General features: G+C 54.0%; 25 protein-coding genes. 2 read left to right on the forward strand and 23 right to left on the reverse strand.

Annotated features, from left to right (window positions below; all coding sequences use genetic code 11):
* Nucleotides 1-32 precede the first annotated feature (32 nt).
* Complete coding sequence (gene dnaK, locus DWZ56_RS11110) at nucleotides 33-1,889, forward strand: molecular chaperone DnaK (protein ID WP_118556716.1); 1,857 nt, start codon at nucleotides 33-35, stop codon at nucleotides 1,887-1,889.
* A gap of 185 nt (nucleotides 1,890-2,074) precedes the next feature.
* On the forward strand, nucleotides 2,075-3,202 hold the full coding sequence (dnaJ, locus tag DWZ56_RS11115) for a molecular chaperone DnaJ (RefSeq protein ID WP_118556717.1): 1,128 nt from the start codon (nucleotides 2,075-2,077) through the stop codon (nucleotides 3,200-3,202).
* Nucleotides 3,203-3,311: 109 nt separating this feature from the next.
* Here dnaJ and DWZ56_RS11120 read toward each other — a convergent pair whose 3' ends face one another.
* From DWZ56_RS11120 to DWZ56_RS11235, 23 genes are all read right to left on the reverse strand, one after another.
* A complete protein-coding gene (locus DWZ56_RS11120) occupies nucleotides 3,312-5,006 on the reverse strand; it encodes a recombinase family protein (RefSeq protein WP_158584545.1) in 1,695 nt (564 codons plus the stop codon).
* A 48-nt stretch (nucleotides 5,007-5,054) separates the two neighbouring features.
* The gene (locus DWZ56_RS11125) at nucleotides 5,055-5,276 is read right to left on the reverse strand and encodes a hypothetical protein (protein WP_147369416.1); all 222 of its coding nucleotides are present in this window, start codon (nucleotides 5,274-5,276) and stop codon (nucleotides 5,055-5,057) included.
* Nucleotides 5,276-5,824, reverse strand: a complete 549-nt coding sequence (locus DWZ56_RS11130) for a type II toxin-antitoxin system PemK/MazF family toxin (protein WP_118556720.1) — start codon at nucleotides 5,822-5,824, stop codon at nucleotides 5,276-5,278. Before DWZ56_RS11130 ends, DWZ56_RS11125 begins: the two co-directional genes overlap by 1 nt.
* A gap of 77 nt (nucleotides 5,825-5,901) precedes the next feature.
* A complete protein-coding gene (locus tag DWZ56_RS11135; RefSeq protein WP_118556721.1) occupies nucleotides 5,902-6,468 on the reverse strand; it encodes a sigma-70 family RNA polymerase sigma factor in 567 nt (188 codons plus the stop codon).
* A gap of 348 nt (nucleotides 6,469-6,816) precedes the next feature.
* Nucleotides 6,817-7,011: a hypothetical protein gene (locus DWZ56_RS11140; protein WP_118556722.1), complete on the reverse strand. Its 195-nt coding sequence runs from the start codon at nucleotides 7,009-7,011 to the stop codon at nucleotides 6,817-6,819.
* Nucleotides 7,012-7,088: 77 nt separating this feature from the next.
* Entirely contained in the window at nucleotides 7,089-7,700 is a 612-nt protein-coding gene (locus DWZ56_RS11145; RefSeq protein ID WP_118556723.1) for an ImmA/IrrE family metallo-endopeptidase, read from the reverse strand.
* 26 nt (nucleotides 7,701-7,726) lie between these two features.
* Nucleotides 7,727-8,095 carry a helix-turn-helix domain-containing protein gene (locus tag DWZ56_RS11150; RefSeq protein WP_118556724.1) on the reverse strand — a complete coding sequence of 123 codons (369 nt, stop codon included), beginning with the start codon at nucleotides 8,093-8,095 and terminating at the stop codon, nucleotides 7,727-7,729.
* A 146-nt stretch (nucleotides 8,096-8,241) separates the two neighbouring features.
* Nucleotides 8,242-9,207, reverse strand: coding sequence for a helix-turn-helix transcriptional regulator (locus tag DWZ56_RS11155; protein WP_118556725.1), 966 nt, complete (start codon nucleotides 9,205-9,207; stop codon nucleotides 8,242-8,244).
* A gap of 32 nt (nucleotides 9,208-9,239) precedes the next feature.
* Nucleotides 9,240-9,761, reverse strand: coding sequence for a DUF5640 domain-containing protein (locus DWZ56_RS11160; protein WP_199679583.1), 522 nt, complete (start codon nucleotides 9,759-9,761; stop codon nucleotides 9,240-9,242).
* A 29-nt stretch (nucleotides 9,762-9,790) separates the two neighbouring features.
* Nucleotides 9,791-15,166: an InlB B-repeat-containing protein gene (locus tag DWZ56_RS11165; RefSeq protein WP_118556726.1), complete on the reverse strand. Its 5,376-nt coding sequence runs from the start codon at nucleotides 15,164-15,166 to the stop codon at nucleotides 9,791-9,793.
* Nucleotides 15,163-15,516: a glycosyltransferase gene (locus tag DWZ56_RS11170; RefSeq protein ID WP_118556727.1), complete on the reverse strand. Its 354-nt coding sequence runs from the start codon at nucleotides 15,514-15,516 to the stop codon at nucleotides 15,163-15,165. Before DWZ56_RS11170 ends, DWZ56_RS11165 begins: the two co-directional genes overlap by 4 nt.
* A 159-nt stretch (nucleotides 15,517-15,675) precedes the next feature.
* Complete coding sequence (locus DWZ56_RS11175) at nucleotides 15,676-16,305, reverse strand: PrsW family glutamic-type intramembrane protease (protein WP_243095194.1); 630 nt, start codon at nucleotides 16,303-16,305, stop codon at nucleotides 15,676-15,678.
* Complete coding sequence (locus tag DWZ56_RS23130) at nucleotides 16,302-16,928, reverse strand: histidine kinase (RefSeq protein ID WP_243095196.1); 627 nt, start codon at nucleotides 16,926-16,928, stop codon at nucleotides 16,302-16,304. The genes DWZ56_RS11175 and DWZ56_RS23130 overlap by 4 nt, the downstream gene beginning before the upstream one ends.
* A complete protein-coding gene (locus DWZ56_RS11185) occupies nucleotides 16,915-17,277 on the reverse strand; it encodes a DUF4179 domain-containing protein (protein ID WP_118556728.1) in 363 nt (120 codons plus the stop codon). Before DWZ56_RS11185 ends, DWZ56_RS23130 begins: the two co-directional genes overlap by 14 nt.
* A complete protein-coding gene (locus tag DWZ56_RS11190; protein WP_243095198.1) occupies nucleotides 17,264-17,812 on the reverse strand; it encodes an RNA polymerase sigma factor in 549 nt (182 codons plus the stop codon). The genes DWZ56_RS11185 and DWZ56_RS11190 overlap by 14 nt, the downstream gene beginning before the upstream one ends.
* Before the next feature lie 47 nt (nucleotides 17,813-17,859).
* Nucleotides 17,860-18,069 (reverse strand): DNA-binding protein, encoded by a 210-nt coding sequence (locus DWZ56_RS22720; protein ID WP_158584546.1) that lies wholly within the window; start codon nucleotides 18,067-18,069, stop codon nucleotides 17,860-17,862.
* A gap of 176 nt (nucleotides 18,070-18,245) precedes the next feature.
* Entirely contained in the window at nucleotides 18,246-19,967 is a 1,722-nt protein-coding gene (locus DWZ56_RS11200; protein ID WP_118556729.1) for a CHAP domain-containing protein, read from the reverse strand.
* 117 nt (nucleotides 19,968-20,084) lie between these two features.
* Entirely contained in the window at nucleotides 20,085-20,447 is a 363-nt protein-coding gene (locus DWZ56_RS11205) for a cysteine-rich VLP domain-containing protein (RefSeq protein WP_243095200.1), read from the reverse strand.
* Nucleotides 20,395-21,243, reverse strand: coding sequence for a class B sortase (locus DWZ56_RS11210; protein WP_118556731.1), 849 nt, complete (start codon nucleotides 21,241-21,243; stop codon nucleotides 20,395-20,397). The genes DWZ56_RS11205 and DWZ56_RS11210 overlap by 53 nt, the downstream gene beginning before the upstream one ends.
* A 29-nt stretch (nucleotides 21,244-21,272) precedes the next feature.
* Complete coding sequence (locus DWZ56_RS11215) at nucleotides 21,273-23,609, reverse strand: VirB4-like conjugal transfer ATPase, CD1110 family (RefSeq protein ID WP_118556732.1); 2,337 nt, start codon at nucleotides 23,607-23,609, stop codon at nucleotides 21,273-21,275.
* Complete coding sequence (locus DWZ56_RS11220; RefSeq protein ID WP_118556733.1) at nucleotides 23,602-23,967, reverse strand: PrgI family protein; 366 nt, start codon at nucleotides 23,965-23,967, stop codon at nucleotides 23,602-23,604. The genes DWZ56_RS11215 and DWZ56_RS11220 overlap by 8 nt, the downstream gene beginning before the upstream one ends.
* Nucleotides 23,945-24,946: a DNA-methyltransferase gene (locus DWZ56_RS11225; RefSeq protein WP_118556734.1), complete on the reverse strand. Its 1,002-nt coding sequence runs from the start codon at nucleotides 24,944-24,946 to the stop codon at nucleotides 23,945-23,947. The genes DWZ56_RS11220 and DWZ56_RS11225 overlap by 23 nt, the downstream gene beginning before the upstream one ends.
* A 186-nt stretch (nucleotides 24,947-25,132) precedes the next feature.
* Nucleotides 25,133-25,969, reverse strand: a complete 837-nt coding sequence (locus DWZ56_RS11235; protein WP_118556736.1) for a hypothetical protein — start codon at nucleotides 25,967-25,969, stop codon at nucleotides 25,133-25,135.
* Between the last annotated feature and the right edge of the window lie 63 nt (nucleotides 25,970-26,032).

Consider the following 26,032-nt stretch of genomic DNA (forward strand, 5'->3'; position numbering starts at 1 on the left):
TAGAAATTAAAATTAATCAGGAGGAACATATCATGGGAAAAATCATAGGCATTGACTTGGGAACAACAAATTCATGTGTAGCAGTAATGGAAGGCGGCAAGCCGGTAGTAATCGCAAATGCAGAAGGTGTAAGAACCACACCGAGCGTTGTGGCATTCACGAAGACCGGTGAGAGACTGATCGGTGAATTGGCAAAGCGCCAGGCGGTCACCAACTCCGAGAAGACGATCTCTTCCATTAAGAGACATATGGGCACCGATTACAGGGTGCAGATCGACGACAAGAAGTATTCACCGCAGGAAATTTCCGCGATGATCCTGCAGAAACTGAAAACAGATGCGGAGAGCTATCTGGGCGAGAAGGTGAACGAAGCGGTTATTACCGTGCCCGCTTACTTCAACGATGCTCAGAGACAGGCCACCAAGGACGCGGGCAAGATCGCGGGGCTGGATGTAAAGCGTATCATCAATGAGCCCACAGCCGCAGCGCTGGCTTACGGCCTGGACAACGAGCATGAGCAGAAGATCATGGTATATGACCTGGGCGGCGGCACCTTCGATGTTTCCATCATCGAAATCGGCGACGGCGTAATCGAAGTGCTGGCAACCTCCGGAGATAACAAGCTGGGCGGCGATGACTTCGATCAGAAGGTGACGGATTACATGCTTGCCGAGTTTAAGAGAACCGAGGGCGTGGATCTGTCCAAGGATAAGATGGCGCTGCAGAGGCTGAAGGAAGCTGCTGAAAAGGCTAAAAAGGAGCTGTCCTCCGCGACAACCACAAATGTAAACCTTCCTTTCATCACTGTGACCAGCGATGGACCGAAGCATTTCGATATGACTCTGACAAGAGCGAAATTTGACGAGTTAACCCACGACCTGGTGGACAGAACGGTTATCCCGGTACAGAACGCGCTGAAGGATGCAGGATTAAACGCATCCGAGCTGCATAAGGTTCTGCTCGTAGGCGGTTCCACACGTATCCCGGCCGTACAGGATAAGGTAAAACAGCTGACCGGCAAAGAGCCCAGCAAGAACTTAAATCCTGATGAGTGCGTGGCCATCGGCGCTTCCATCCAGGGCGGAAAGCTGGCGGGAGACGCCGGCGCAGGAGAAATCCTGCTTCTGGATGTAACTCCGCTGTCCCTGTCCATTGAAACCATGGGCGGTATCGCGACCAGAATCATTGAGAGAAATACGACCATCCCTACAAAGCACAGCCAGATTTTCTCCACGGCTGCGGATAATCAGACAGCGGTGGATATCAACGTGCTGCAGGGTGAGAGACAGTTCGCAAAGGATAATAAGAGCCTCGGACAGTTCCGTCTGGACGGTATTCCGCCTGCAAGAAGAGGCGTGCCGCAGATCGAGGTAACCTTTGATATCGATGCCAACGGTATCGTAAATGTATCCGCTAAGGATCTGGGAACCGGAAGAGAGCAGAACATCACCATCACCGCAAGCTCCAACATGTCCGATTCGGATATCGACAGAGCTGTGAAAGAAGCTGCTGAGTTCGAAGCTCAGGATAAGAGAAGAAAAGAGGCAATTGATGCCAGAAACGAAGCTGATTCCATGGTATTCCAGACAGAGAAGGCTTTGGAAGAAGTAGGCGATAAGATTGATGCTAATGACAAGACCGCAGTGGAAGCGGACCTGGCTGCTTTAAAGGCTGTGGTGGACGCTACCGCAAACGGTGAGATCTCTGATTCACAGCTGGATGAGCTGAAATCCGGCAGAGAGAAGCTGATGAACAGTGCGCAGAAGCTGTTCGCCAAGGTTTATGAGCAGGCACAGGGCGCGGCAGGCAATGCCGGCCAGGCCGGACCGGATATGAACGGCGGCAGTGCGGCGGACGATGTTGTGGATGCTGATTACAAGGAAGTATAACGATGCATCGCAGGATCGGCGGATTTAAAAAAGCATGATTTTAGAAATCCAATCGGGATATGCCCTGATTGGATTTCTCGTGTGAATCCGCCGAAAGGAAGCGCACTGATATTGAGGGTGATCGGGGAGACCGCTTAAGGTTTCCCCGGTCATAGGAGCAGGATAAGAACCGGAAAGGTGACAATATGGCTGAGAATAAGAGAGATTATTATGAAGTCCTCGGCGTCTCCAGGGACGCTGATGACGCTGCATTAAAAAAAGCATACAGAGCTTTAGCGAAGAAATACCATCCCGATACCAACCAGGGAAACGCGGAGGCAGAAGCCAAATTTAAAGAGGCTTCCGAAGCATACAGCGTGCTTAGCGATCCTGAAAAGCGCAGACAGTATGACCAGTTCGGACATTCCGCATTTGACGGCATGGGCGGCGCGGGCGCGGGCGGCTTTGATTTTGGCGGCGATATGGGGGACATATTCGGCGACCTGTTTGGTGACCTTTTTGGCGGCGGCCGCGGCGGCAGCAGGTCACGTACCTACAGCGGGCCTATGAAAGGTGCGAATTTAAGGACTTCGATCCGCATCACCTTTGAAGAAGCTGTGTTTGGCTGTGAAAAAGAGATAGAGATGACACTGAAGGATGAGTGCACTCACTGCCAGGGCACCGGCGCCAAGCCGGGAACTTCACCGCAGACCTGTCCGAAATGTAACGGCAGGGGTCGTGTGGTGACTACCCAGCAGACCATGTTCGGTATGATCCGCAATGAACAGGTGTGTCCGGAGTGCGGCGGCAAGGGTACCGTGATAAAGGAAAAATGCCCTCACTGCTACGGTAGCGGCTATACCCAGTCCAAGAAACGCATCCAGGTATCCGTGCCTGCGGGTATCGATAACGGACAGAGCATCCGCATCCGCGGGAAAGGGGAACTGGGTGTCAACGGAGGTGAAAGAGGCGATCTGCTGGTGGAAGTGGTGGTTTCCAACCATCCGCTCTTCAAACGCCAGGATACCAGCCTGTACTCCACCGCACCGATTCCGTTTACCATCGCGGCGCTGGGCGGTACGGTCCGCATCAAGACCATTGACGGAGAAGTGGAATATGATATCAAGCCGGGTACGCAGACCGATACAAAGATTCGTCTAAGAGGCAAGGGCGTGCCTTCCATCCGTAACAAGTCGGTCCGCGGAGATCACTTTGTAACGCTGGTGGTGCAGGTGCCGGAACGGCTCAATGAGGAGCAGAAGGAAGCGCTGCGCCGCTTTGAGGATACGATGACCGGCGAGGAACATAAGAAAAAACGCGGGTTATTCAAATAAATGCAGATGAAATAAAAGGGATGCCGACCGATTAGCCAAAGCCCCGTAAGGATGTTTTTTGAAAGGGATACGGTGTAACCCCGTTTTCGGGGTTGCACCGTTTTCTCTATTAGGCTGTAAGCCTGTATTCCTGCGGGTTTGACTGTATTTTCTCCATCAGGCTTTTGATCTCGTCCTCTGTGGGAATGTCAATCAGTCCGATGGCTGTGAAGTAGATGTCCACCTTCACAGAGCAGTGACCGCTTGACTTGTCGTTGTTGTGAACCTCAATCCTCCGTATCAGCGAGTTGACAAGCGTTGGCGTCAGTTCCTCAAATGCCGTGCTGCTTCGCAGGACTTTCAGCAGGGTTTTCAGGTCAAGGCTTGTCTGTTCTATACTGACAAGCCTTTTCTCGTCCTCATCGACCCTTTTGACAAGCTCCCTCTGCTCGTTTTCGTAATTGATCGACATTCTTGCATAGCGTTCGGCTGAGATGTTGCCGAGGACCTGATCCTCATAGATGCGCTCTATCAGCTTGTCAAGGTCTTGAATACGCCGCTTTCCGCTTTCAATGGAGGACTTGAGCCTGTTTGTTTCCGTCCGCTTGGATACGATGTCTTTCTGCGCCATCAGGTATAGAAACACCGGTTCATAGCATCTAACGAAGTCCGCCAAGCTGTTGATAGCTTCCAGCACGATCTTTTCCAGCACTACATTGCGGATATAGTGTATCTGACAGTTTCCTCTGCCGCTTTTGTAGTTGGCGCAGCGGTAATGCTCCTGATTGGCGTTAAGGCTCTTGGCGGCACAGAAATGGAGCTTTGAACCGCAGTCCGCACAGAACACTTTGCCGGAAAAAAGGCTTGTCCTACCCGTTGCTGTCGGACGGATGCGGTTCTCACGAAGCTCCTGTACTCGTTTCCAGGTGTCCTCGTCGATGATGGCAGGCTGAGTGTTCGGGATGATCTGCCACTCGTCCTTTGGCTTATACACGGTCTTGTGAACCTTGTAGCTGACCGTGGTGGTCATAAAGTTCACGGTGCAGCCCGTGTACTGCTGATTGGCAAGAATACCGGCGACGGTTTTCTGATCCCAAGCGTATGGGTGGGTATACTGCTTTCTTGTTTTTCTGCCAAGCGAAGCGTAATAGGCGGAAGGGATGAGAACCTTTTCCTGTTCAAGCTGCTTTGCGATCTGCAACGGACCTCGCCCGTCAAGGCAGAGTGCGTAGATTTTCCGCACAATATCCGCTGCCGGTTCGTCTACCAGCCAGTCCTCCTTATCCTGTGGGTTCTTGAGATAGCCGAATGGGACGGAGGAACTGACCCGCTTGCCGTTTGCCGCCTTGTTCTTCCATACCGCGCGGATTTTCTTGCTCGTTTGAGCAGCATACCACTCGTTAAAAATGTTGTTGAACGGCATCATCTCCGTGCCTGTTTCCTTGAGGGTATCTACATTTTCCTGAATGGCAATGAACCTGACGCCGAGGGTCGGGTATTTGATTTCAAGGTAGTTGCCCACATCAAGATAATTCCTGCCAAAACGACTGAGATCCTTTACGATGATGGTATCTACCAAGCCCTGTTCCACCAGGTTCTCCATTTGGATGAAACTCGGTCTGTCGAAGGTCGTCCCCGAAAATCCGTCATCCGTGAAAAACTGAGGGTTCGGAAAATTATTCCGCTGTGCGTATGCAAGTAAAATCTCCTTTTGATTCGATATGGAGTTACTGTCGCCTTCCCGCCCATCGTCTTGAGAAAGGCGGCAGTAGAGCGCCGTGATTTTGGTTTCGCTTTGCCCTTTGATATAGTTTGCTGTTGCCATTGTCATATCTCCTTTCCGACAACCGGGCATTGCAAAGGCACTATTATTTTACTGTGCCTTTGCATTTTCCGCAATTATGCGATTTTCCAGTAATTCCTCTGAGAGTATCAGGTCACGGAACTGCTGTAATACGCATCGGCTGCCTTCGGGATCAAAGTGGGTAGACACCTCATATACCGTGCCGCCGATCTTCATCCTGAAATCGCTGTTGCCAAAGCCGGGGAAAAGCTCGATGGCGGCATTTTCCTTTTTCGGAGTATTGTTCATCATCACCCCTCCTTGCTTCTTTCAATCACAAGATAGTCATAGCCGTAGCTCTGACACTTATCGCATTTGTCCTTGGCTTTCGCAAAGGGATCAAGCCGCTTTACGATGTAGTTCGGGCTGTTCTTGTAACTCTCCAAGCATTTCACGCACAGGCAGCGCATATCGGCAGGCTTGCGATAGGGCTTATCCACCCAAAGCCCCAGTGCCTTTTTGACACCGATATTGATTTTCTTCATGCAATGCTCGTCGTCAATCCTGCCGATGTACTCCAAGAGGTCGGCTTGGTTGACCGTTCGGAGCTGCTCCAGCATCACCATTGACGGCTCTTTCAGCCCGAAGCGGTCGCCCAAAATGATGTGGGACGGGAGATACCGCTTCTTGATTACCGTGGTCATTGCCGCGATTACCGTAGTACAGCTTGCCTTATTTCCCTCGTCGCACTGAACAACCAAGGCGGGACGCAGCCCGTTCTGAATGGAGCCTTCGTTTGTGCCGAAGTCGTAGAGATAGATTTCGCCGCGCTTGACCTTGCTGATGTTTTTGTTTTCCATAATGTAAAACCTCTCATTTCTTTATTTTGAAAGGTGTTTTCCGACCGTTCCGAAACAACCCCTTCACTTACTCTGAATTAGGAGTCCAAATTTGAGGGTGTTTTCAAAAACTTTTTCATCTTTTTTATCGCAGCTATGTAAGCCTCCTGCACGGTCTTGATGGATTTCCCTTCGTCCTTGGCTATCCGTGTGAAGGTTTTACCTCCGAAAAGGTGCTGTCTTACATATTTCTTCTGCGTGGGCGTAAGACGGGCAAACGCCGCCCAAACTATGCGGCTGTCTTTCTCTTCCTCAAACAGTTCCCCTGTAAAGTCGGGAACACAGATTCCGGCGTTATACAGCTCCGTTGTACCGTCATCAAATCCATAGCTGTCATCCCGCTGCATCCGCTTGAAGAACTTGTCCTCGTTGCGCTTAAACTCTGCAAAGACCTCGCCCGCAGCCTTGCTGAGCAGCAGGAAAGGAATATACTGCTTTACGACAGGAGCGTGTTTTTCAACAATCTGCTCGTAACTCAAGTCGGAAATAATGGCATACTTCTCTGTACCCGTGTAGCCGGGGTATTCGTATTTCAGCCTGATCACCTTGCAGTCAGCCTTAAATGCTTCTGTCAGGGCGTCAAGATTTAATGTGTTGTCAGTCATTTTCGTAATCTCCTTTGAATTTTGAATTTTTGGTTGAACTCAAAATTCGGAGATCACGGGTATTTCGCTATGTAGCAGAGCCAGTTCTTCAACATAAAAAGAGCTTCCTTTCAGAGATTTCTCTGCCGGAAGCTCCTGCTCGGTTGTCCTTGCCGAAAAAAGAAGCCACCGGCAAGACAGAATTAGCCTGTGGCTATCTGTCTTGTCGGTGGCCTCTCATGTCTGCTGTCAGCAAGTCTGGCTTAACACACCGAAGTATTCAAAGCGTGTGACCTGATAAGGATTTAGTGCGGCTCTGTTTCAGCCCGACCTTACCGTCGTTACGCCGTATTCAGTTTTGTATCGCTCCTACATCAGAGCCTCTTGCCCCTGTGCGGCGAACAGCTCAATCGTGTCGTGCCGCCTGCCTTTCGGTACCCGGACAAACTTTACGGTGCATTTTCTGCACTCATAGCGGATCTTCTCATCTTCGCTTTTGTGTCCGTGGTTTATTGCTCCGCAGTTCGGGCAGAACATCGGGTAGGTTTTCCATCCTTTTTTCAATCCTCAGTCACCTCGTTCTTTCTGTATAATATTCGCAATCTTGCGAATATTAAGGGTAAAAAAATCCCGCAGGATTTTCATATCAGGGCAAACTCCTTCAGGCGTATCTCCATTGCCTGTTTGGACACCTCAAAGATTTCCGCCATTTTGCAGACAAACTCGCTCTTTGACCGGCACACGGGTCGGAGTGCGTAAAAGCAGCGTTTGACCTGTCCGTTGGGCATCAGGAGAGCTTTGGCAAGGTAGTTTGCCTGCCATTCCGTAGCGTCCTCGTCGGTATCGTGGTTATACAAAGCGGCGGCGACGCCTGTCCCGCTGAAGATGCGCTTGTGAAGGATGTAGTGTGCCAGCTCATGGGCTAGCGTAAAGCGCAGGCGGCCGTAGCAGCGCTCATCCTCGAGAAGCGACGCTTCGATCAGCATGGTGCCGCCCTCCACGCGCATTAGGGCATAGTCGCCTCTGTCCCGGTCGTAGTAGGTGGTAACGCCGCTGTCGTAGATCATTCTGCCCAGCTCACGGGCGTCGTTGGTAAGGTACTGGTATTCAATACGCAGTCCGAAGGTCTTTTCGATGATGGTTTCAATCGGCACGGCCTGGGGTCTGCCGCTGAGATATCCTGCGTCATATTGCAGCAGCGTGTGGCGGGCAATGGTTTCCAGTGCCTGCGGGCGGTAGTAAAGTGTTGCCATCGGCGTGTTCCTTTCCGTCCGAAGGCTTAGTCGGACTCTTTTGTAATGCGGCGGATGAAATCTTCCCATTGCTTATCCGTTACATTATGCTTTTTGGCTGTTCTGAGGGCGGCACGGACGATGTCCTTTTCCATGATGTATTCGGGCAGGTCCGCGCTCACCGTATGCCGCGATCTTGCGGCAAGGTCGTACATTTCCTCCGTTTCGGCTTCATTCAGGTGCAGAAGCAGGGGGAGCTTTTCCAGAATCTCATCGGGAACGGGTCTGCGGTTTTTTTCGATGTCGCAGATATACACGGCGGAGAAGTCCAGTTTGATGGCAAGCTGCCGTGCGGACATTTCCCGTTCCATACGCTTTGCGATCAGAAAGTCCCCGAAGGTCTTTGCTCTGTTCATGTGGCGGCTCCTTTCTCGGTTCGCTTTTTTGCGAACGCCGTAAGCATATTATATCCTGAACTTTTTACGAATACAAGGGGTTTCGGCAAAGTCAAAACGAGATGGGCGTTTTTGCACCCATCTCATTTTCCGAACAGCGGCACAGCCTATGTCTGCAAAGCATTTTTGAGCATTTCCCCATACTGCAAAACAACCTCTTCGGGAGCTGTGATCCGTATATCTCCGTTGAACTGAAACACCCATGCGAAAAAAGTCTGACTGACGGAAACCTCCGCCACAGCCCTAAAGTGTCCGCAGTCACCCGGAACGGTATCTACCTCATCACCGAAGCGGTCTACGATATAATTCATCAGATCGTTTTTGCAGACCAGCGTAACCTTTTTGGTTTCACCGTCGTACATATCGAACACACGGCGGGTAAATTCCGGCAGGTTGAAATCGGCGGGCTTCGCTGCGGCGTCGGCGGAAAGGATTTCCACCTCCTTCATCCGATCCACCCGGAAGGTGCCGAGCTTTCGGTGCTTTTCGCTGTAACCGATGGCATAGTAATGATCCTCGTTCCATACCAAACAGTAGGGGGAGAAGAAATATCGCTTTCCATCGTTATTGGGGACTTCTTTTCGATGTTGGTCGTAGTGAAAGTACCGGAACGAAATCTGCTTCCCTCGGTTGATTGCCGTATTGATATTATCTACCAAATAGTAAATCTGCTCGTTCAGCGGTTTTACTCTCTCGGAAACATACAGATTGCTTTTCAGCTCCGCCGCCTGATGGATGCTGGTCATCTGCGACAGCTTTTCGATCAGCTCCGCGCTTTTCTTTACCGTGATGAATTTGGACGATTCCACCGCATCAATCAGCAGTTTCAACTCCGGCAGAGTAAATAAATGACTACTCAGGGAATAGCGGTTCTCACGGCTTCTTTCTTCTTCAATATCAATGCCAATATCACAGAGCTTCGCAATATCGCCCGGTATTGTTTTTCTGTCGCAGGAAATGCCGTTGCCCTTCAGAAAAGCGAGGATGTCCGCCGTTGTTGCATAATGCTCGGCATCCGTGTTTTGCCAAAGGTATTTCAATATGTATAACAGTCTGCTCTTGGATTCTGCCATAGCGTCACTCCTGTTGTTTTTTGCGGAAGCCCTTATTTCTTTGAGCTTCTTTTCAGCTCGTATGTCCCGCCGACCGTGCCCTCGCCACCGATCAAGGTAAGGGTATTTCCGTCAACGGTAAATTCATATTCGGAATCCCGCACCGACTCGTTGGCGTAATCGATCATGAGCTTGTTGCCGTCGATGGTATAGGTGAAATCGTAGGATATGGAGGGCAGCTCCATTGCGCCGCTTCCGCTGCCGTCAAAGGAATAGGTGGTCGTTCCGTCGAACTCCCATGTGCCTGCAAGTGCGTCCGTGCCGCCGGAGCAGCCTTTTGCCAGCAGTATAATGCCAACGATGATTACCGCCAGTGCGGCGATCGCACCGCAAAGCACCATACGGCGCTGCGTCTGTTTTTTCTTCCTTTTTCTGATTCTCTCTACCGTTCGATCTGACTCGTTCGGGAATCGTCCCGGCGGTTGTTGCCTGACGGGGCGGTTCGATTGATAATCCTGCATCATGTGGTTCTTCTCCAGTCCAAGCGAAAGGGCGATGACGGCAATGTCCGTCACCGCCCTTTGCTCAAAGGTTCGCAGCTGATTTATTCAGCGTTTTCTTTCTTCTTTTTGCTGTAAACGGTGATGCCGATCACTATGCCGCCGCTGACAAACAGCAGTGCGATCCAGAGGATCATATTGCTGTTGTCACCGGTCTGCGGAGAATCCGAATCGGTCGGCTTGCCCGGCTCAGTCGGTGTTCCGGTAGCCGGAATCTCAACTGCCGCCTTTTTGTAGCCGCAAACCCTGCACTCCTCATGCTTGGAGCCCTTTTGCGTTGCGGTCGCTTCCTTGTCAACAACCCACTTGAAGTCGTGTGCCGCCTTATCGGCCTTATCTCCGCAAGAGCACTCATGCCAGTGGTTCGTAGCATCGTTCTTCCAGTCGGAGCCGTAGCTGTGAGTATGCTCACCGCCGCCGGTTGCCGGGATGGTTTCAGTTGCCATCGTATAACCGCAGACAGTGCATTCCTTATGCTTTGAGCCGTCGGTTGTAGCAGTTGCTGGGGTGTCGATGATCCATTCGCCGGCGGTATGCGCTGCTGTATCTTTCTTATCACCGCAGGAGCACTCATGCCAGTGGTTGTCGGCATCGTTCTTCCACTCGCTGCCGTAGCTGTGAGTATGCTCACCGCCGCCGGTTGCCGGGATGGTTTCGGTTGCCATCGTATAACCGCAGACGGTGCATTCCTTATGCTTTGAGCCGCTTGTGGTAGCTGTTGCCGGAGTGTCGATAATCCATTCACCGGCGGTATGCGCCGCCTTGCTGCCCTCGATGATCACGCCGCAGCCGACAACGGTGCACTCTTTCCAGTGATCGGTATTATCGGACTTCCAGTCGGAAGCGCTATGACCTGTTGCCGCAAGGATTACGCTTGTCTTGTCGGTAATTTCGGATGCACCGGTTGCATCCTCAAACCACTTGTCACAGCCGTCGCAGGTGTAATATGCCGTGTTGCCTTTCTCCGTGCAAGTAGGAGCCTTTGCGGGAACGAGGGTCAGATTGTGCGTATGCGGTACGGTCTTGTCATATCCGCAGGTGTCGCAGATGTTATCGCTGCCGTAATCGTGAGCCGCCTCGTCCTTCTTTTCGTGACAGCGAGAGCATTCTTTCCAATGATTGTCTGTGTCCTTGCTCCAATCGCTTGCCCATGCGTGCCCGAGCTGTGTACCTGCTGCTGTAAAGGTTTCTGTTGTGCTGATCTCTCCGCAGGAGCAGCTCTTGAAATATACTGCATCGTTGGTGCAGTCGGCAGCCGACTTGAGGGTTTCCGGCTTCTGAATTTCCTGATCGTAGGTATGGGTATGGGGAATTGTGTAGGTCGCTTTCACGCTGACTTCACTGTCAGGCATTATGAAAGTAGTGGTTTCACTGTTCGCATCTTCAAGAGTAGTGTTGCCGCTTTCTACTACCCACTTATCAAACACCTTACCGTCAGGAGCCGCATTTGCGGTCAGGGTAATGGTTGTGCCTTGCGCCGCTTTACTGATTTCGCTTCCTGCACCGATTGTCGCTTTGCCGTCCGTTACGATGATGGAATACTCTTTACTCTCCCAGATTGCATAGAAGGTAGTATCCGAGCTTACTTCATAGGTCGTGCCGGAAATAACCGAGCCGTCGGCACTGGTTGACCAGCCCTTGAATTGCTTGCCTTCCGGTTCAGTAAAACCGCAGGAGGGCAGGGTGTAGCTGCCGGAAACGCCGGTGACATCTGCCATTGTGCCGCCGCCACCGTTGGCATTGAATCTGACGGTATACTCGGCAGGGGCGGGAGGCGCGTCCTCCCACAGCGCCTTGACTGTGATGTCCGCGGTGACGGTCACAGGGGCGTTCACCGGATACTCCGCACCGTCTATCTCCCATGCCTTGAACTGCTTTCCTTCGGGCGCAATAAACTCGCACTCCGGCAGAGAATACTCGCTGCCGTGCAATATCTTCTTAGCGGGCATTGCGGTGGTGACCTCCTCGGGCAGCTCCTCAGGCTCGGAGCCGCCGTTAGCGTCAAAAGTGACGGTATGCTCGTTGCGCATTTCAAACGCTGCGGTGATGGTAACATCTCCCTCCGGCTGGGTGAAGGTATAGGTATCGTCCCCAACCGCAACGGCGGCAGGGTTGCCATTGACGGACAGCGTGCTTAGCATATAGCCCTCGTCGGGGTCAATGGAGAGCATGACAAGCTCGCCCTTAAAGAACAGTGGCGTGCCGTCCTCGGCGGTTCCCGCAGCGTTCACCACCTTGACTCTGCCGTTTTCGCAATCCTGCACCGTCACCTTATACTGCGGCTCGCCCTCCACGGTCACCTGCACCGAGATGTTCTTCTTCCACTCCTCTCCCGGACGTGTGATAACATCAAGCCCCGAGTTGCAGCGTGCTCCGGTGCCCTCCAGAATCACCGTTCCGTTGACCGTGAAGGTCTGCTCCCGCTGGGACTGCGGATCATAGTCTGCCGGGATCTCCCACGAAACCTCGACAGGTATAAAACCGGAGGTGTCAGCTGAAAAAACCCCGATTTGGACCTTGGAGAGCTCCTCTTTCAGATTCTGTTCCCTGGAAATACGGATCGGCTGCGCAGGCGCCACATCCCAATGGTCCTTCTCCCGCACATTGGTCAGGTAGTTCCAGAAAACCCTGAACGACTTGTAGGAGGCCACATTTCCGCAGGCGTCTTCGATGATAAGCGTGTGTTGGATGCTGTTGTCATACTCTGCCGGGATCGTATAAACGCCATTTTCATCCGGCGTCAGAAGCTCAGCTTTCCCACTCGGGGATGTATGGCAACGAACCGTGACGGGCGATGAGTCCTCTACCTTGAACCGCAGGTCGCCGTAATACTTACCATAGCTCTTCAGTTCCTTTCCGGTAGAAAGATCAATGGCTTTCGGGTTCTCGACGTCAATGATCATCTTCGGCGTAGAGACATAGGTCGTTCCCGTCGGGTTCGTGGCTTTGGCATAGACATACCAACCGCCGTTTTCTTCATACGCCGCAGCGTCTATTGTGATTAAGATAAATGGCAACACGATCGATCCCGGCGTGGCTTCCGCTATCTTGTATTCCTTCCAGAGGGACTCGTCAAGCGCTGCCAGCTCTTCCTGCGTGTAGCGCTCCGGAGAGCTGAGGTAATAGCCTGGCTTCGCGTCCGTGTCGACCCACATGCCTATCTGATAGGAATTCTCATCCATGGACGCGCCTTTGAGATAATACGGTTCGTCCGAATCCGCGTTATATCCCGTGAAGTACTGACCCGTCCCCAAGCGAAGCTCGACCTTTGGATGCTTCGTCGAATAGTTCAGCACGAGCGTCCGGTTTTTGGTGATCAGACCTGCCCGGAACTCTCCCTTTTCCTTGTCATATGGGATTTTCGTCCCGTCTGCCTCATCGGTCAGCGTTGCCGACACGCCCGCCGGCAGCCTGATCTGGAGCACCAGATATTCATTGTGCGGCAGCATCAGATCGGCGTAGGTCTTTTTGCCGTCCGGGCTGATGACCTTCACGTGGTGCCGCCTGTATGTTCTGACTGTCGCAGTAGTTTCGTTTCCCGCGTTGTCAGTCGCGACCACGGTATATTCATTTCCCGCGTCATTGTTGCCGCCATCCGGCGCGGGGAGACGATAGGTGGGGCCGGCTTGCGGCTCGCCGTTGATGGTCACCGACTTGATGCCGGAGGACGTCTCACCATTCAGCGCCGGGTCGCTCACGGTGAAGGTGTACGCGCCGGGATTTCCATCGATGGTATCCTCGACGGTGTAGCTCTCGCCGTTCTTCAAAACCTCCAGCACCGGCGCTTTCGTGTCCGTTCCCATCACATGGCCGCACACAGTGCAGAGCTGCTTCTGATTGCTCCAGTCACCGGGGATGTGCTTTCCGTTTTGCTTGGACATCTCCGCCACCGGGTCACGCGCCTGACATTTCATATTCCGGCATGCCCAGACGTGGCACGACTGCCGGTTGACCCAGCCGAAGTCGTGCTTCCCGTTGCAGGGGTCGTCGATCAGCTCCATCTCCATCGCTTCGATCGCCCAGCCGTAGTTCTTCACGTACGGCAGCGTCAGCAGCTGCACGTCGATACGCCCGTTTTCATTGGGAATCAGAATATCATAGAGATTCCAGAAGAGGGCGAACTCGTCGTCGCGGTTGATGGCTTGCGCCTCAACCTTCAGCTTCACCAGCTTTCCATGGTATGAGCCTATTTTGATGGACTTGTAGTCTTCGGGCAGGGGGTTCCTGACAAGATCTCCTATATATCTTTTCCCTACGTCGATATCGTATACCTTTTCCAAGTATACACGATCGCCGTAGCCCATAGCTGCCGCCTCGTCCGAGATGTATCGAGAGTATCCTGTCGTCAGCTTCAGCTTCGCGTCCGTCACGGTGATGTTCTGACCGTGACACCAGCGTCCGCCGCCGATGGCCGCGCCGTGCGTACCGTGCGCCGTGATCTCGCCGCCGGTGATGGTGATATCGCGCGCCGGGACGTACTGACCGCCGCCGATGCCCGCGCCGTTGTATCCGCCGTGGGCGTTGATCTTGCCGCCGTAAATGTTGATATTATAGGCTGCGGTGTCGCCATCCATGTCCTGCAACGATTTCCAGCAGCCCCCGCCGATACCGGCTCCTCCATCGCCGCCCTTGGCGGAAATATCGCCGCCGTAGATGTAGATATCGCGGCCGCGGCCCTTGAAGCTGCCGCCGATGCCGGAGGCCGCTTCGCCGCCCTTCGCCTCGATTTTACCTGAGTAGAAATACAGCTTCTCGCCGCTGCCGTTTCTGCCGCCGCCAATGCCGGCTCCTCCATCGCCGCCCTTGGCGATGATGGTGCCGCTCCAGAGCGATGGGTTCGTCTGAGAGCCGAAGTGCATATTTGCGCCGTGACCGTACATATCCAGGTTGAACAGACTTTCTGCGATATTGCGGGTCGCCCAGCTTCCTCCTATGCCCGCCGCTTTATAGCCACCCTGACACGTCACCGTGGTGCCCTCCATCACCTGCACGCACAGCTGCCCCTCGCTGCGGTTCTTCTGAATGGCCGCCCGTCCGGTGGCCCCCGTCAGCTTACTGTCCCGGTTGATAAAGTACAGATACGCCGACGCCTTTCCGTGCAGCTCGATGGCCGGTGTCTTGGCGTCCTTGTTCACCTGAATGTTAACGTTGTCCAGAAAAATGTGCGGTGCCGCCTTCTTTCCATTGATCTGGATCTTCTTGGTCCAGACAAAGTCCGGATCGCTTGAGGACGAATAGATATAGTATGTCTTGCTGTCCTTGATGTTGATGTCGCTCGTTCTATTGCACAGATCGATCTCCACATCAAATTTTGTGGGGATAGTATCCATCGCGCCGGTCTCCGCTGCAAAGACCGCTGTCGGCAGCAGCGTCAGCACCATGCAGCATAGAAGCATGATACTGAGTATTCGTTTCTTCATTGGCTTTTCTCCTCCTTTTCGTGTCGGTTCGGCTTATCCGTCCCGTCTTTTCTCCGGTTTTCCTTGCTTCTGAGCCGGAAGCACAGCGCGGTGATGACCACCGCCGCTGCAAAGGAGACGACGGCCACCAGCACATAGCCGCCCGCGTCCTCCCGCAGCAGCATCGCGCCGAACACGCCCTGGGCGGCGGTCTGCCCCTGCCCGATGAGCGTTCCCACCGCCTGCATCAGTGCCGCAAACAACAGCAGACACACAGCGGATAGGCCTCCGACCTCTCGTCGCCGTCTTTGGCGGCCCATTTCACGCACACGCTGCTTGACGAGTGCAACTCGTCTTGCGGTATCGTACATTTCGTTTGAACCTCCTCTCTGGATTTTTTGAAATGCGGCTTAAAAACCCCTTCACTTATATAGGTACAAAAAATCGAAAAAACTCTCACCCAAAACGCAAAATTTTTCAAAAAAATTTGAGAGCCGCCAAAAAGCAGCTCTCAGGGGGTAAATGTTCGGTTATTTCCTCTGCGATAAGCGGAAAACGGACCATCTTCCCGCCGCCACCAGCAGCACCGGCAGGGCGTAGGCGATGTACTGCGCCGCGCCGCCGTGGGCGATGAGCAGATTATAGATGGCGTGGAGGGTGATGGCCGCGCCCAGCAGCCCGCAGGTGCCTGCGATTTTCAGCCACGTCCGCTGCCACGTGTACGCAAGCCCGCCGCCCACGATCAGACCGCAGAGGACGTGCATGGCTCCTGTGCCGAAGCCACGGAAGAAGATGAAGGAGAAGCGGTCCGCGCCGTTCTGGATCAGATAGCAGACGTTTTCAAAGGTGGCGAAGGCGAGGGCGACTGTTATTGCGGCAGTCTTGATTTTATCCCCCTCCGGCTCGAATACCAGAAGATAGAACACCAGCGGCAGCAGCTTCATCATTTCCTCCACCACCGGCGCGATCTCTGCCGTGGCAGCAAGGGCGTCCGCCTGACATACCGCCGCGAGAAAGGTGTTGATATAGGCCGAAAGCAGGCACACCCCCATTCCGGCAATGCAGAACAGGAAGAAGCGGAGCTGCCGCCTGCCCATGCACAGTGCGGCCACCAGCAGGGGAGACACCATGCAGAGGAAGATGTTTTCGATGTAGGTCATGCGTCCACCGCCTTTCTCATGGCGGGCAGCAGCCCCAGAATCGCGAGCGTCAGCAGCATATCGCACCAGAAGGTGGGGCTTTCCGGAGAGGTGTTCGGCCAGAAGCAGCCCGCCGTCCAGAGCAGATACTCCGAGACGACAAAGCACAGTACCCCTATGTGGAAATACCGCATATTCCGCGCCGTATCCGTCTGCTCGTTGGCGTAGACCAGCCCCCGAATGGCGCAGAAGGAGAGCCATATCATCATGCCGCACCAGATCAGGTTGGAGAGGATGTCCCCGAAGGTGCAGTAGAACGCCAGCAGCGGCACACCGAACACAGGCGCAAGCCATGCCCTGCGGCAGCGGAAGCTGCGCTCGTCTGTTCCGGCCAGCGTGGCCTGCAAAATGTGCAGGAAAATTACGCTGGCCACCCAGCCGAACTCCGAGACATAAAAGACCCGGGGCGTGGTATCGAACAGCAGCAGATACAGCGTCCAGTAGAGCGAACCAAGGGCAAAGCAGCCGTAGAAGCACAGCAGCAGAAAATACGCCTGCCGCCCGCTTTTCCGGTAGGCGACACCCGAGAGCAGCGCGCCGACGAACGTGACCAGCAGTTGCAGCAGGTTCTCAATCAGCTCCATGCGCATCCTCGCTTTCCTTGTCCTGCCCGTCCTCACGGCTCATCTGCCGCAGCCGGAAGCACAAAACGGTCACGCATACGCCGAGTAAAAACGCCAGAAGTCCGATGACGATGTATCCCAAGGCCGCGCCGCCGTGAAAGATGCTTGCCGCCGTTTCAAAGCCGGAATAATCGCCTGTTTGGATGCTTTCGGCAATGCCGGGCATGGCGAGGGACGCGCCGATGAGCAGCACAAGGCACGCCGCCACGGCGGAAGCCATAGTGACCGTATTGCGCCGCAGCCGTTTTTTCCTTTCCATTGCAGCAATGCGCCGCTTGGTCTCCACGACCCGTTCCTCATGACTGCGCATTTGTGATCCCCTCCCGTTCCAGCAGCCTTCGCAGGCTCTCTTTTCCGCGATACACCATGTTGGTGATCTGCTTCACCGTTTTTCCCGTGACCTCCGCCGCCTGCGCGTAGCTCATGTCCTCAAAATAGATGAGATACAGGACTTCCCGATAGTCCGGGTTCATTTCGCCCATGCAGAAATGCAGGACGCGGTTGCGCTCCTCCGTCCGTATGACCTCCTCCGCCAGCAACCGACCCTCCGGCTCCTCCGCCAGCTCGTCCAGACTGAACAGGCGTCTCCGCTTGCTCTTGCGGCGCAGCGCCATGTGCCGCGCGGCCTTATAGAGATACGCCTTGAAGCCGCCGTCCCGGATGCGGGGCTTTTTGGTGAACAGATATGCAAAAACGTCCAGCATCAGCTCCTCCGCCTCGTGAACGTCGTGCAGATAGCCATCTATATACAGGGTCAGGGGGTCGCCGTATTTTTTCATCAGGGCCTCCAGCCCCGCGTCATCGCCGTTCAGATATTGGCGGTATAGGGTTTCGTCGCAGGCCATAGCGTTCACTTCCTTTTTGCGGATGCTAAAATGCAGAGGGGTATCCGTCAGGTGCTTGCCCTGCCGGGATCGCGGGGCTGTTCCTGAAAGCGCGGGTCGGACGGCTTTTCCGCGTTTTCCGGGATCGCCCATGAACGCCCGAACCGGGACGCGCCGGGGATCCGCCCCTCGGCGCAATACTGATTGACCCGCCGCTCCGACACGCCCCAACGGTAGGACGCCTCCCGAATGGAGATATAGCCCTTGATCCCGTTCATACCGCACCTCCGCATGGATAATACTCAACACGATACATTATATACGAATATCCGAATAAAAGCAAGCCCACACGGACGTTGGTTTTAACGAATTGTCGCATTTTCCTCACATCAGGGTATGTATTGGCTGCCCTCGCAGGCAGCCATTTCCCTCTTTTCGCGCAATACCGTGCAGGCTAATACTGAGGCACTCCGTACCCAAGCACCTCATAATGCCCTACGCTGTACTGATTGACACGGCAGCTATCGCCGGAGTTGCCCTCCACGGTATAAACGATGCCGTTTTCTACCTTTTGTACGATGCCTACATGGTCGGATAGTCCGTCCTGCGGACCTGACGAACCTCTATTATCCCAATCAAAGAAGATAATCATACCGGGAACAGGCTCGGCAGAGCCGTCGATCCACTGCCCACGGTCTTTGAACCATTGAACACCGTTGACGCAGCCTGCGAATTTCGGAATCACGCCGGTTTCAATATAGCCGCACTCGTTGGCGCACCAGCTCACGAAGCAGGCACACCACTCCACACGGCTCCCGAAGCCGTACCAAGACCAGTAAGGCTCGCCGCCCACATTGCCCACCTGCGACAAGGCAACGGTCACGATCTGATCATCGCTGTATCGGATGCCGTAGAGGACAGCCGCCCAAAGGGAGTTGTTCTTGTCCTCCAGCAGCTCCGCAAGATACTCTCGCTGTTCTTCATTGAAGCCGTATTGGTCAGCCATTTCCTCCACCGTCTTATGCGACACCGTTATATACAGTGTCGTTCTCGTTTCGGTGGTTTCGGTCTGCACGATATTTCCGTTACCGTCATCGGTTTCGGTGATGACCGTTTCAGAATTGCTTTCTGTCCGTGACGATATGCTGTTCATCTCCCAAAATATATCCTTGAGAAGCTGCTTTTTGGTGTCGTCCATCGTGGCAACCTCCATCGGCTCGTCGGGATCGGTGTTGACCTTGACCGAGTAAACCGCAAGGACTTCCTTCCATACGGCACGGCTTCCCGACATTTCAAGTGTATCATAGGAAGTACCGTTTCGTATCTCCAACAGCCTGTTGTCGTATTCCGTGTTGATCTCCTGCACGGCTGTCCGCATGGACTGTCCCGTGCCGGAATCCTCACCGGAGAAGAATATCCCAAACACAGAACCGCAGATCAACGCAATCAGGCAGATGACAATGATAACCACAACGGCGACCCATCCGCCTGCGGCAATGGCCGCTACCAATGCTTTTGCTGCCGCTATGATCGCCTTGACCGCCGCAACGGTTGCTTTGACAGCGGCCTTCACACCGGCGGCGGTCGCCTTGGCTGCGGCTTTGGCGGCCTGTGCCGCTTTCTGTGTGGCTTTCACGGTCGCCTGTGCGGTTTTCTGTGCCGTCTTTGCCGCCTGCCGGGTGGTTTTAATGGCGGTCTTAGTGGTCTTGACCGATTTCTGCGCCGCTTTCGCCGTACCTTTGCCTGCGGTCTTGACCGTTTTCTTTCCGGCAGAACGGGCGGATTGCTTGACGGTCTTTTCCGTCTGCTCCACCGTCTTAATGGTCTTATTACCGGAAGCACAGACAGACTGCCTTTTCAGCGATTCCGCCGCCCGCTTTTCTTTGAACTGCCTGATGCCGTCCTTTGCCTTGGATACATTCCGCTTGGTTTCCGCCAGCCCCTTGCGTCCCTGCTTATCGAACTGATGCGCCGCTTCGTGAGTTATGCGGTCAACGCCGCCCTCGATGCGGTCGGAGGCATATTCCTCTGCGCTGTGTTCTTCGGGATGGGCGGCGTGTTCCGCCTTCTCCTTGGTCTGCACATAGGCGGAGCGCATCCGGTCGGCGGCGATCGCCGCCTTGTCTATCTTCTTGATCGTGCCTTTCACCACATCTCTTGTTTTGATTTTAGGCATTTTCCCTCCTTTCCGGGGCGCACCATAACGCCCCTGAATTGAATAAGAGGGGCAAAGGTATCAACCCCTTGCCCCTCAAAGTGCGGGAGCTGAAAAGCCTTACTACGACTGACTTTTTCAGCCCCTATTTTTCGACTCTGCCCGTTTCCTGTGGGCGTACTCTGCCTGCTGCTTTTTGTAGGCTCTCACGGCGCATCTGTCGCAGTATTTCTTGCGGTTGCCTTTCTTGAGGATAGACGCACCGCAGGACACGCATCGGTCAAGGCGTGTGCCGAGAATATTAGCCTCCAGCATCGGCTCTGCCGGCAGAACGGCATTGCGGAAATACTTGCACAGCAGCGAATAGGAAATGCTCTGCACACAGACGCAAGGCTCGCCGTCATCCAGCGCAAGGCAGTTGCCGCCCTCATAATTGGCACACAGCCTTTTAATCAGGGCGTTGGCTCTCTGCCGCTGCTTCGGCGTAAGTCTGGGCAGCATCCGCATCACCGCCCTCTGTTATGCGCTTTGCCACCACCACAAGGCGGCTGTTGTTGCGGCTGTACTCGCAGGTGGACAGGGTAATGAGTTTATCGCCGTATGCTGCGGTCACACCGGTGTCGTAGAAGGACAGCTCCTTGCACTTGGCAATGAAGCTGTCAAACTCGTTGGCATTTCCCGCAACCACGAAGCGGTAATACTTGAACGCATCGGGGCTGTCGGTGTAGACCACCGTGCGGAACACGGCAACGATCTCATACTTCTGCCTGTCCGTCAGCGTGTTAAAAGCAATGGTCTTATGCTCGCTCCAAAAGCTCTCGCTCTTGAATTTGTCGAGATGGGCGAACATAGAGCCGTTTTTCATGTGATGCCCGTAGATAACAAGGTTGTCAGAGGGCTTTTGCACATCGCAGTCCTCCTGCACATAGGGACAGCCGTACTCGGAGTATTCCTTGTCAAAGCCGTGCTTCAGGTAGAAGTTCGGCTCGTTTACAGACTGCATCACGGGATAGTTGATGTTGGTATCCGCAATGCTGATCCAGCCCACCAAGTCGCCGTTCTGTCCGAACAGCTCGGCAAGCTCCGGCAGCAGCGTCTTTTCCTCGGAATACGGAATCGGCTCGGTGGGTTCCGCTTCGGCATCCGTCTGCGCTGAGGCCTCCACCACGGAGGCAAGGTTGCTATATAATTCCGCCTGCTTGTCCGCTTCCTTGTTGTGACGGACAATAAAATAGGTGCTTGCGCCGAGGACGGCAGCAAACACCGCAATGAGAATAATTGAAATTGTCTTTTTCATCGGATTTCCTTTCTTTGTTGCCCGCTTTGTCAATTCGCAATGTCGGATAATTTGGTGGTCATCAGCTTGTAGAGCTTTGTGTTTTTGGGGAACTTGTTGGCAAACGGCACAAGGCTGGAGCCGACCTTGATGAGTCCGTGTCCTGCGTCCACATTGGTGATATACGAAAGCTGGGTGTCCGAGATGTTCAGGAGCTTTGCCAGCTCAATGCGGTCGGTGGACGCCTGATTGAGCATAATGATGAACTCGGAGTTTGCCAGCATCGTTCTCGCCGTATGGCTCTGCAAGAGGTCGTCCACATTCTGCGTAATGCCGGACGCATAAGCACCGTACTTGCGCACTCGCTTCCAAAGCGTGAACAGGAAGTTGGCGCTGTATTCGTGCTGGAACAGGAGATAGATTTCGTCAATGAAGATGAAGGTATTTTTGCCCTTTGCACGATTCTGTGTAATGCGGTTGAGGATGGAGTCCAACACCACCAGCATCCCGATGGGCATAAGCTGCTTGCCGAGGTCAAGGATGTCGTAGCAGATGAGTCGGTTGTCGGTATCCACATTGGTGTGCTTGGCAAAGGTGTTCAAAGAGCCGTTGGTAAACAGCTCGATGGCAAGGGCGATCTCCTGCGCCTCCGGCTCGGATTGTTTGAGCAGCTCCGCCCGGAAGTCCTGCAAGGTGGGAACCTCTCCCTTGTAGTCGTTCTGCTGATAGGTGCGGTAGACGCTTGCCGTACAGCGGTCGATGATGGATTTCTGCACTGCACCAAGGTTGTTGCCGCCGATGAGCTGCTCACACAGGGACATAATGAACTCGGATTTCAGGATGACGGGGTTTGCACCGTCACCGTACTCCCGGTTCATATCCATCGCATTGATGTGGGTGGGAGAGGTGGCGGAGATGTTGATGATCTCGCCGCCCATTGCCTTTACAAGCTGCGAATACTCCCGTTCGGGGTCGATGATGATAATATCTGCATTGCCGGAGAGCATCTGATTGATGATCTCACCCTTTGCGGCAAAGGACTTGCCGCCGCCCGACACGCCGAGGATAAACTCGTTGCCGTTGAGAAGCTGCCTGCGGTCGGCAATGATCATATTCTTGGAAATGACATTCTGCCCGTAGTAAATGCCGTTTTCGTGGTAGATGTCCTGCACCCGGAATGGGATAAACACCGCAAGGCTCTCGGTGGTGAGGGTGCGGAAGGTGTCGATCTTCCGAGTGCCGAAGGGCATCACCGTATTCAGCCCGTCAAGCTGCTGGAACTTCAGCACACCGAACTGGCAAAGGTGCTTTCTTGCGGTGGTCAGCAGGGCTTCGGTGTCGCTGTCAAGCTGCTCCTTGCTGTCCGCCGTGTGTACCATCGTAAGGACGGCGAACATCATACGCTGGTCACGGGTGGTCAGGTCATCGAGAAACTCCTTCATCTCCTTGCGCTGCTGTTCAAGGTCATAGGGAACCTGTGCGGAGAAGTTGTTGTTGGAGTTCTGTCTGCGCTGCCAGTTGGTCACATTGGTTTCCACGCCCAGCAGACGGTTCTCCGCTTCCCGGACGGCTTCATCGGTGGGGACGGGAACTACATCAATGGACAGCATCAGGTTGCGGTTGAGGTCGGTCAGCTCCGCCACCATAGCGTCCTTGATATACGACGCATACTCACGCAGGAACAGCACCCTGCCGTAGCGTTCCCCGATCTTGAAATAGTCCTTTTCAAATTCCATCGAGTCGGGGCAGATGAAGTCCTTGAAGTCGTGTCCCTTTTTGCGGGTTTCCTTCATATCAAAGCGGAAGCTGGTTTCCTCGCCCGCACGGTAGAAGTCATGGAAAATGCGGAGGCGTTCGTCGGTTTCCATCTCCACGCACTTGCTGCCAAGCCTGCCGAAGTGGGCGATCAGGTCTGCGCCCACACGGGCAAAATAGCTTCTTGCTTCCTCCACATTCTTCTTGTTCACGGAGATGGTAATATACTTCTCCTGCGTATAGGCGTTTGCGCCCGTCGCTCTCTCAAGGAGCATTTTGTTGTATTCCTCCCGGTACTCGTCGAGGGCGTCGCCCTTGAGGGGCATAAGGATGGTCTTCTCAAAGTCCAGCCGGTTCAGACGGCGGTTGTTGATGGTGATCTTGGTGGTCGCCCCGCTGTCAAGAGAATTGAGCAGCTCGGAGTATTCGAGGAACATCGCCTCCTTGTCCTCACGGCTGGCGACGGCATAGTTGATGTCGGTGAACTTGAAGGATCTGGTGAACTTGTCCCTGCCCACCTGAAAGATACCGTCATCGTAAATCGCTTTGACGGGAATGACATCCTGTACGCCCTTGGGTACGACGAAGCGTTCCTTGTCCTGCTTGAGCAGGATATTCAGTGTTTTAATCATTGGCTTTCAATACCTCCTTCTTCTTGAGTTCCATACCGGGCCTCATCAGCTCAAAATAGGTGTTGGTGGAACGGAATACGAGCTTTTTCGGCATCAGAAACTCCGATTTGATCCACGCCCACACGAACTTCTCTGCGGTCATTCCGTTGTACTTAATAAAACCCAGCGCCGCAAAGGGTGCGGCGGCTAAAATGCACATCCACGATACCGTTTCCGTGCCGAAATGGGGCTTGAGCAGAAAATACACGCCCACCGCAACGCCGCAGGCAAGGACAGAAAAAATGAACTGTCTGAGGGACAGTCCAAAGAACATCGCTTCCGTGTAGTTGCGTATTTCACGGTTGATTTTTACTTCCAAGATACAGTTCCTCCTTCGTCTGTTGGATTCTTGTTTTTGCTGTCTCGCAGTATTCGGGGTTCAGCTCGATGCCGAGATAGCGGCGGGAGAGACGCTTGCACACGGCTCCCGTCGTGCCGCTGCCGAAGAACGGGTCAAGGACAAGCCCCTGCTCCGGCGAGCCTGCCAAAATGCACGGCTCGATCAGCCGTTCGGGGTACATGGCGAAGTGTCCGTAACCCCTGTGGGAATTGGTGCTGACGCTCCACACATCCCGCTTGTTGCGCTTTGTCGGCATATCGCTGTGGGAACGGGGCAGAAAGAGCGCCTGCTGCTTTGCGCCGCCGACGCCCTTTGCGTATTTCGTCCTATCGCTGACCGCCCGCTTGTTGCGCTCCACCGTGACCTGTGCGACCGGCTCGGAGATCGCCGCAGCATCGTAATAGTAGTGGGGCGATTTGGAGAGCAGGAAGATATGCTCATAGGATTTGGTCGGCCTGTCCTTCACAGCCTCCGGCAGGCAGTTAGGCTTCTGCCAGATAATATCACTCCGCAGATACCAACCGTCCGCACGAAGTGCAAAGGCAAGCTGCCACGGGATACCGATCATATCCTTTTCCTTAATGCCGTCCCATTTCTTTGGGAGTGCGGCGTTCTCATCGGTATTGAGGCTGTGGTAGGTCTGTTTGCTTTTGGGGCGTTCGGCAAGGCTTTTGCTCCAAACGCCCTTGCCGCTTCCGGCGTAGCTGTCGGCAATGTTCAGCCAAAGTGTCCCGTTGCTTTTCAGCACACGGCGCACCTCACGGAAGATTTCGGTCAGGCGGTCTATATATTCAAACGGCGTTTGTTCACAGCCGATCTGTCCCTCGGCACCGTAGTCACGAAGCCCGTAGTAGGGAGGGCTGGTGACGCACATCTGTACGCACTCGTCAGGAAGCCTTTTCAGCATCTCCAGTGCATCGCCGCACAGGACGGTGTTTTGCAATTCGTCTTGGTTCATCGTCTTTTCCTTTCCCGGCGGCGTGCTTCCTCAATTTCACTTTTGCAGACGCACACATCGGCAAGGCAGAGAACCCTCCGCCTGCGTTTGCCGCCGTAGTAAAGACAGTATCTGCAATCGCAGTCCTCAAGGGTGTATCCCTTGAAGGGTGAATAGATTTTTGTGTTTCGTTTCATTGCACACTCCTTACAGCCCCATCATCTCACGGATAATGCGGTCGCTCATCTTGACTGCGCCTACGAGGACGAGCATATTAAAGAGCAACTCTCCCACATAGCTCCACACCTGCGTTACCGCCGCTGCATCGGGATTGACCACGGGCGGCGAGGATGCAAACAGGGAGAAGATGATGCAGGACAACACAATGACTGCGCCCTCCAAGCAAACAGCACAGTAGCTTTTGATGAAGGATTTGCCCACATTCTGCGAAGGCTCACCGGCAAAGGTAGACAGGGGGATGGGCGCAAGCGCCGTATACATATACAGCTTAAAGAAGCGCCCGTACACGGTCATAATGAGGATGAAGGACATCACGGTGATAAACAGCCCACCGATGAGCGTCACCGCCCATAGTGGGATTGATTCAAAGAAGCCGCAGTCCTCGATGGTGGTGATCATTTCAGCCGGTAGCGTTGTCTGTTGCGGCGAAGAAAAGCCCGCCGAACTCATAATGGTAGAGATCGTCCCCTGCACGATGTTGAACAGGGCGAGCATCAGTTCCATACCGTAGGTGATGGCTCCTTTGGCAATGGCAAAGCGTATAAAGAGCTTCAGGGCGTGTTCCGGCTTCTTGACCTCCGTAAACGAGCCGCAGGTCTTTACCACGCCCACAACGAAGAACAGCACAAGCAGGGCAAGCCCGATTGCCTGCACCGCACCATTGATATTGACGATCACGCTCCAAATCCCGCCGCCCTTGAAGTCCTGCGGCGTTGTCGTGATGAGCTGCCAGATCTCAGCTAATTTTTCATTCCAGGTTTCCAATGCGTTTTCAAGGTTCTGTACGACCCAGTTGTCGCTCACGAAAAGCACCTCCTTTCATAGAATCGGGGCGTCCCCGAAAGTCCGGGAACGCCCCTCGGTGGG

This window comes from Lachnotalea sp. AF33-28 (genome assembly GCF_003477885.1).
Lineage (GTDB): Bacteria > Bacillota > Clostridia > Lachnospirales > Lachnospiraceae > AF33-28.

Excerpts from the sequence above, each read along its gene's own strand:
- dnaJ (WP_118556717.1), top strand. The coding sequence starts at position 2,075 with ATGGCTGAGAATAAGAGAGATTATTATGAAGTCCTCGGCGTCTCCAGG.
- DWZ56_RS11150 (WP_118556724.1), bottom strand. The coding sequence starts at position 8,095 with ATGAACAGAGCAAAGACCTTCGGGGACTTTCTGATCGCAAAGCGTATG.
- DWZ56_RS11225 (WP_118556734.1), bottom strand. The coding sequence starts at position 24,946 with ATGAACCAAGACGAATTGCAAAACACCGTCCTGTGCGGCGATGCACTG.
- DWZ56_RS11205 (WP_243095200.1), bottom strand. The coding sequence starts at position 20,447 with ATGCTGCCCAGACTTACGCCGAAGCAGCGGCAGAGAGCCAACGCCCTG.
- DWZ56_RS11190 (WP_243095198.1), bottom strand. The coding sequence starts at position 17,812 with ATGGCCTGCGACGAAACCCTATACCGCCAATATCTGAACGGCGATGAC.
- DWZ56_RS11155 (WP_118556725.1), bottom strand. The coding sequence starts at position 9,207 with ATGGCAGAATCCAAGAGCAGACTGTTATACATATTGAAATACCTTTGG.
- DWZ56_RS11215 (WP_118556732.1), bottom strand. The coding sequence starts at position 23,609 with ATGATTAAAACACTGAATATCCTGCTCAAGCAGGACAAGGAACGCTTC.
- dnaK (WP_118556716.1), top strand. The coding sequence starts at position 33 with ATGGGAAAAATCATAGGCATTGACTTGGGAACAACAAATTCATGTGTA.
- DWZ56_RS11165 (WP_118556726.1), bottom strand. The coding sequence starts at position 15,166 with ATGAAGAAACGAATACTCAGTATCATGCTTCTATGCTGCATGGTGCTG.
- DWZ56_RS22720 (WP_158584546.1), bottom strand. The coding sequence starts at position 18,069 with ATGAACGGGATCAAGGGCTATATCTCCATTCGGGAGGCGTCCTACCGT.
- DWZ56_RS23130 (WP_243095196.1), bottom strand. The coding sequence starts at position 16,928 with ATGGAGCTGATTGAGAACCTGCTGCAACTGCTGGTCACGTTCGTCGGC.
- DWZ56_RS11125 (WP_147369416.1), bottom strand. The coding sequence starts at position 5,276 with ATGATGAACAATACTCCGAAAAAGGAAAATGCCGCCATCGAGCTTTTC.
- DWZ56_RS11130 (WP_118556720.1), bottom strand. The coding sequence starts at position 5,824 with ATGGAAAACAAAAACATCAGCAAGGTCAAGCGCGGCGAAATCTATCTC.
- DWZ56_RS11185 (WP_118556728.1), bottom strand. The coding sequence starts at position 17,277 with ATGCGCAGTCATGAGGAACGGGTCGTGGAGACCAAGCGGCGCATTGCT.
- DWZ56_RS11120 (WP_158584545.1), bottom strand. The coding sequence starts at position 5,006 with ATGGCAACAGCAAACTATATCAAAGGGCAAAGCGAAACCAAAATCACG.
- DWZ56_RS11210 (WP_118556731.1), bottom strand. The coding sequence starts at position 21,243 with ATGAAAAAGACAATTTCAATTATTCTCATTGCGGTGTTTGCTGCCGTC.
- DWZ56_RS11135 (WP_118556721.1), bottom strand. The coding sequence starts at position 6,468 with ATGACTGACAACACATTAAATCTTGACGCCCTGACAGAAGCATTTAAG.
- DWZ56_RS11200 (WP_118556729.1), bottom strand. The coding sequence starts at position 19,967 with ATGCCTAAAATCAAAACAAGAGATGTGGTGAAAGGCACGATCAAGAAG.
- DWZ56_RS11145 (WP_118556723.1), bottom strand. The coding sequence starts at position 7,700 with ATGGCAACACTTTACTACCGCCCGCAGGCACTGGAAACCATTGCCCGC.
- DWZ56_RS11170 (WP_118556727.1), bottom strand. The coding sequence starts at position 15,516 with ATGTACGATACCGCAAGACGAGTTGCACTCGTCAAGCAGCGTGTGCGT.
- DWZ56_RS11175 (WP_243095194.1), bottom strand. The coding sequence starts at position 16,305 with ATGACCTACATCGAAAACATCTTCCTCTGCATGGTGTCTCCCCTGCTG.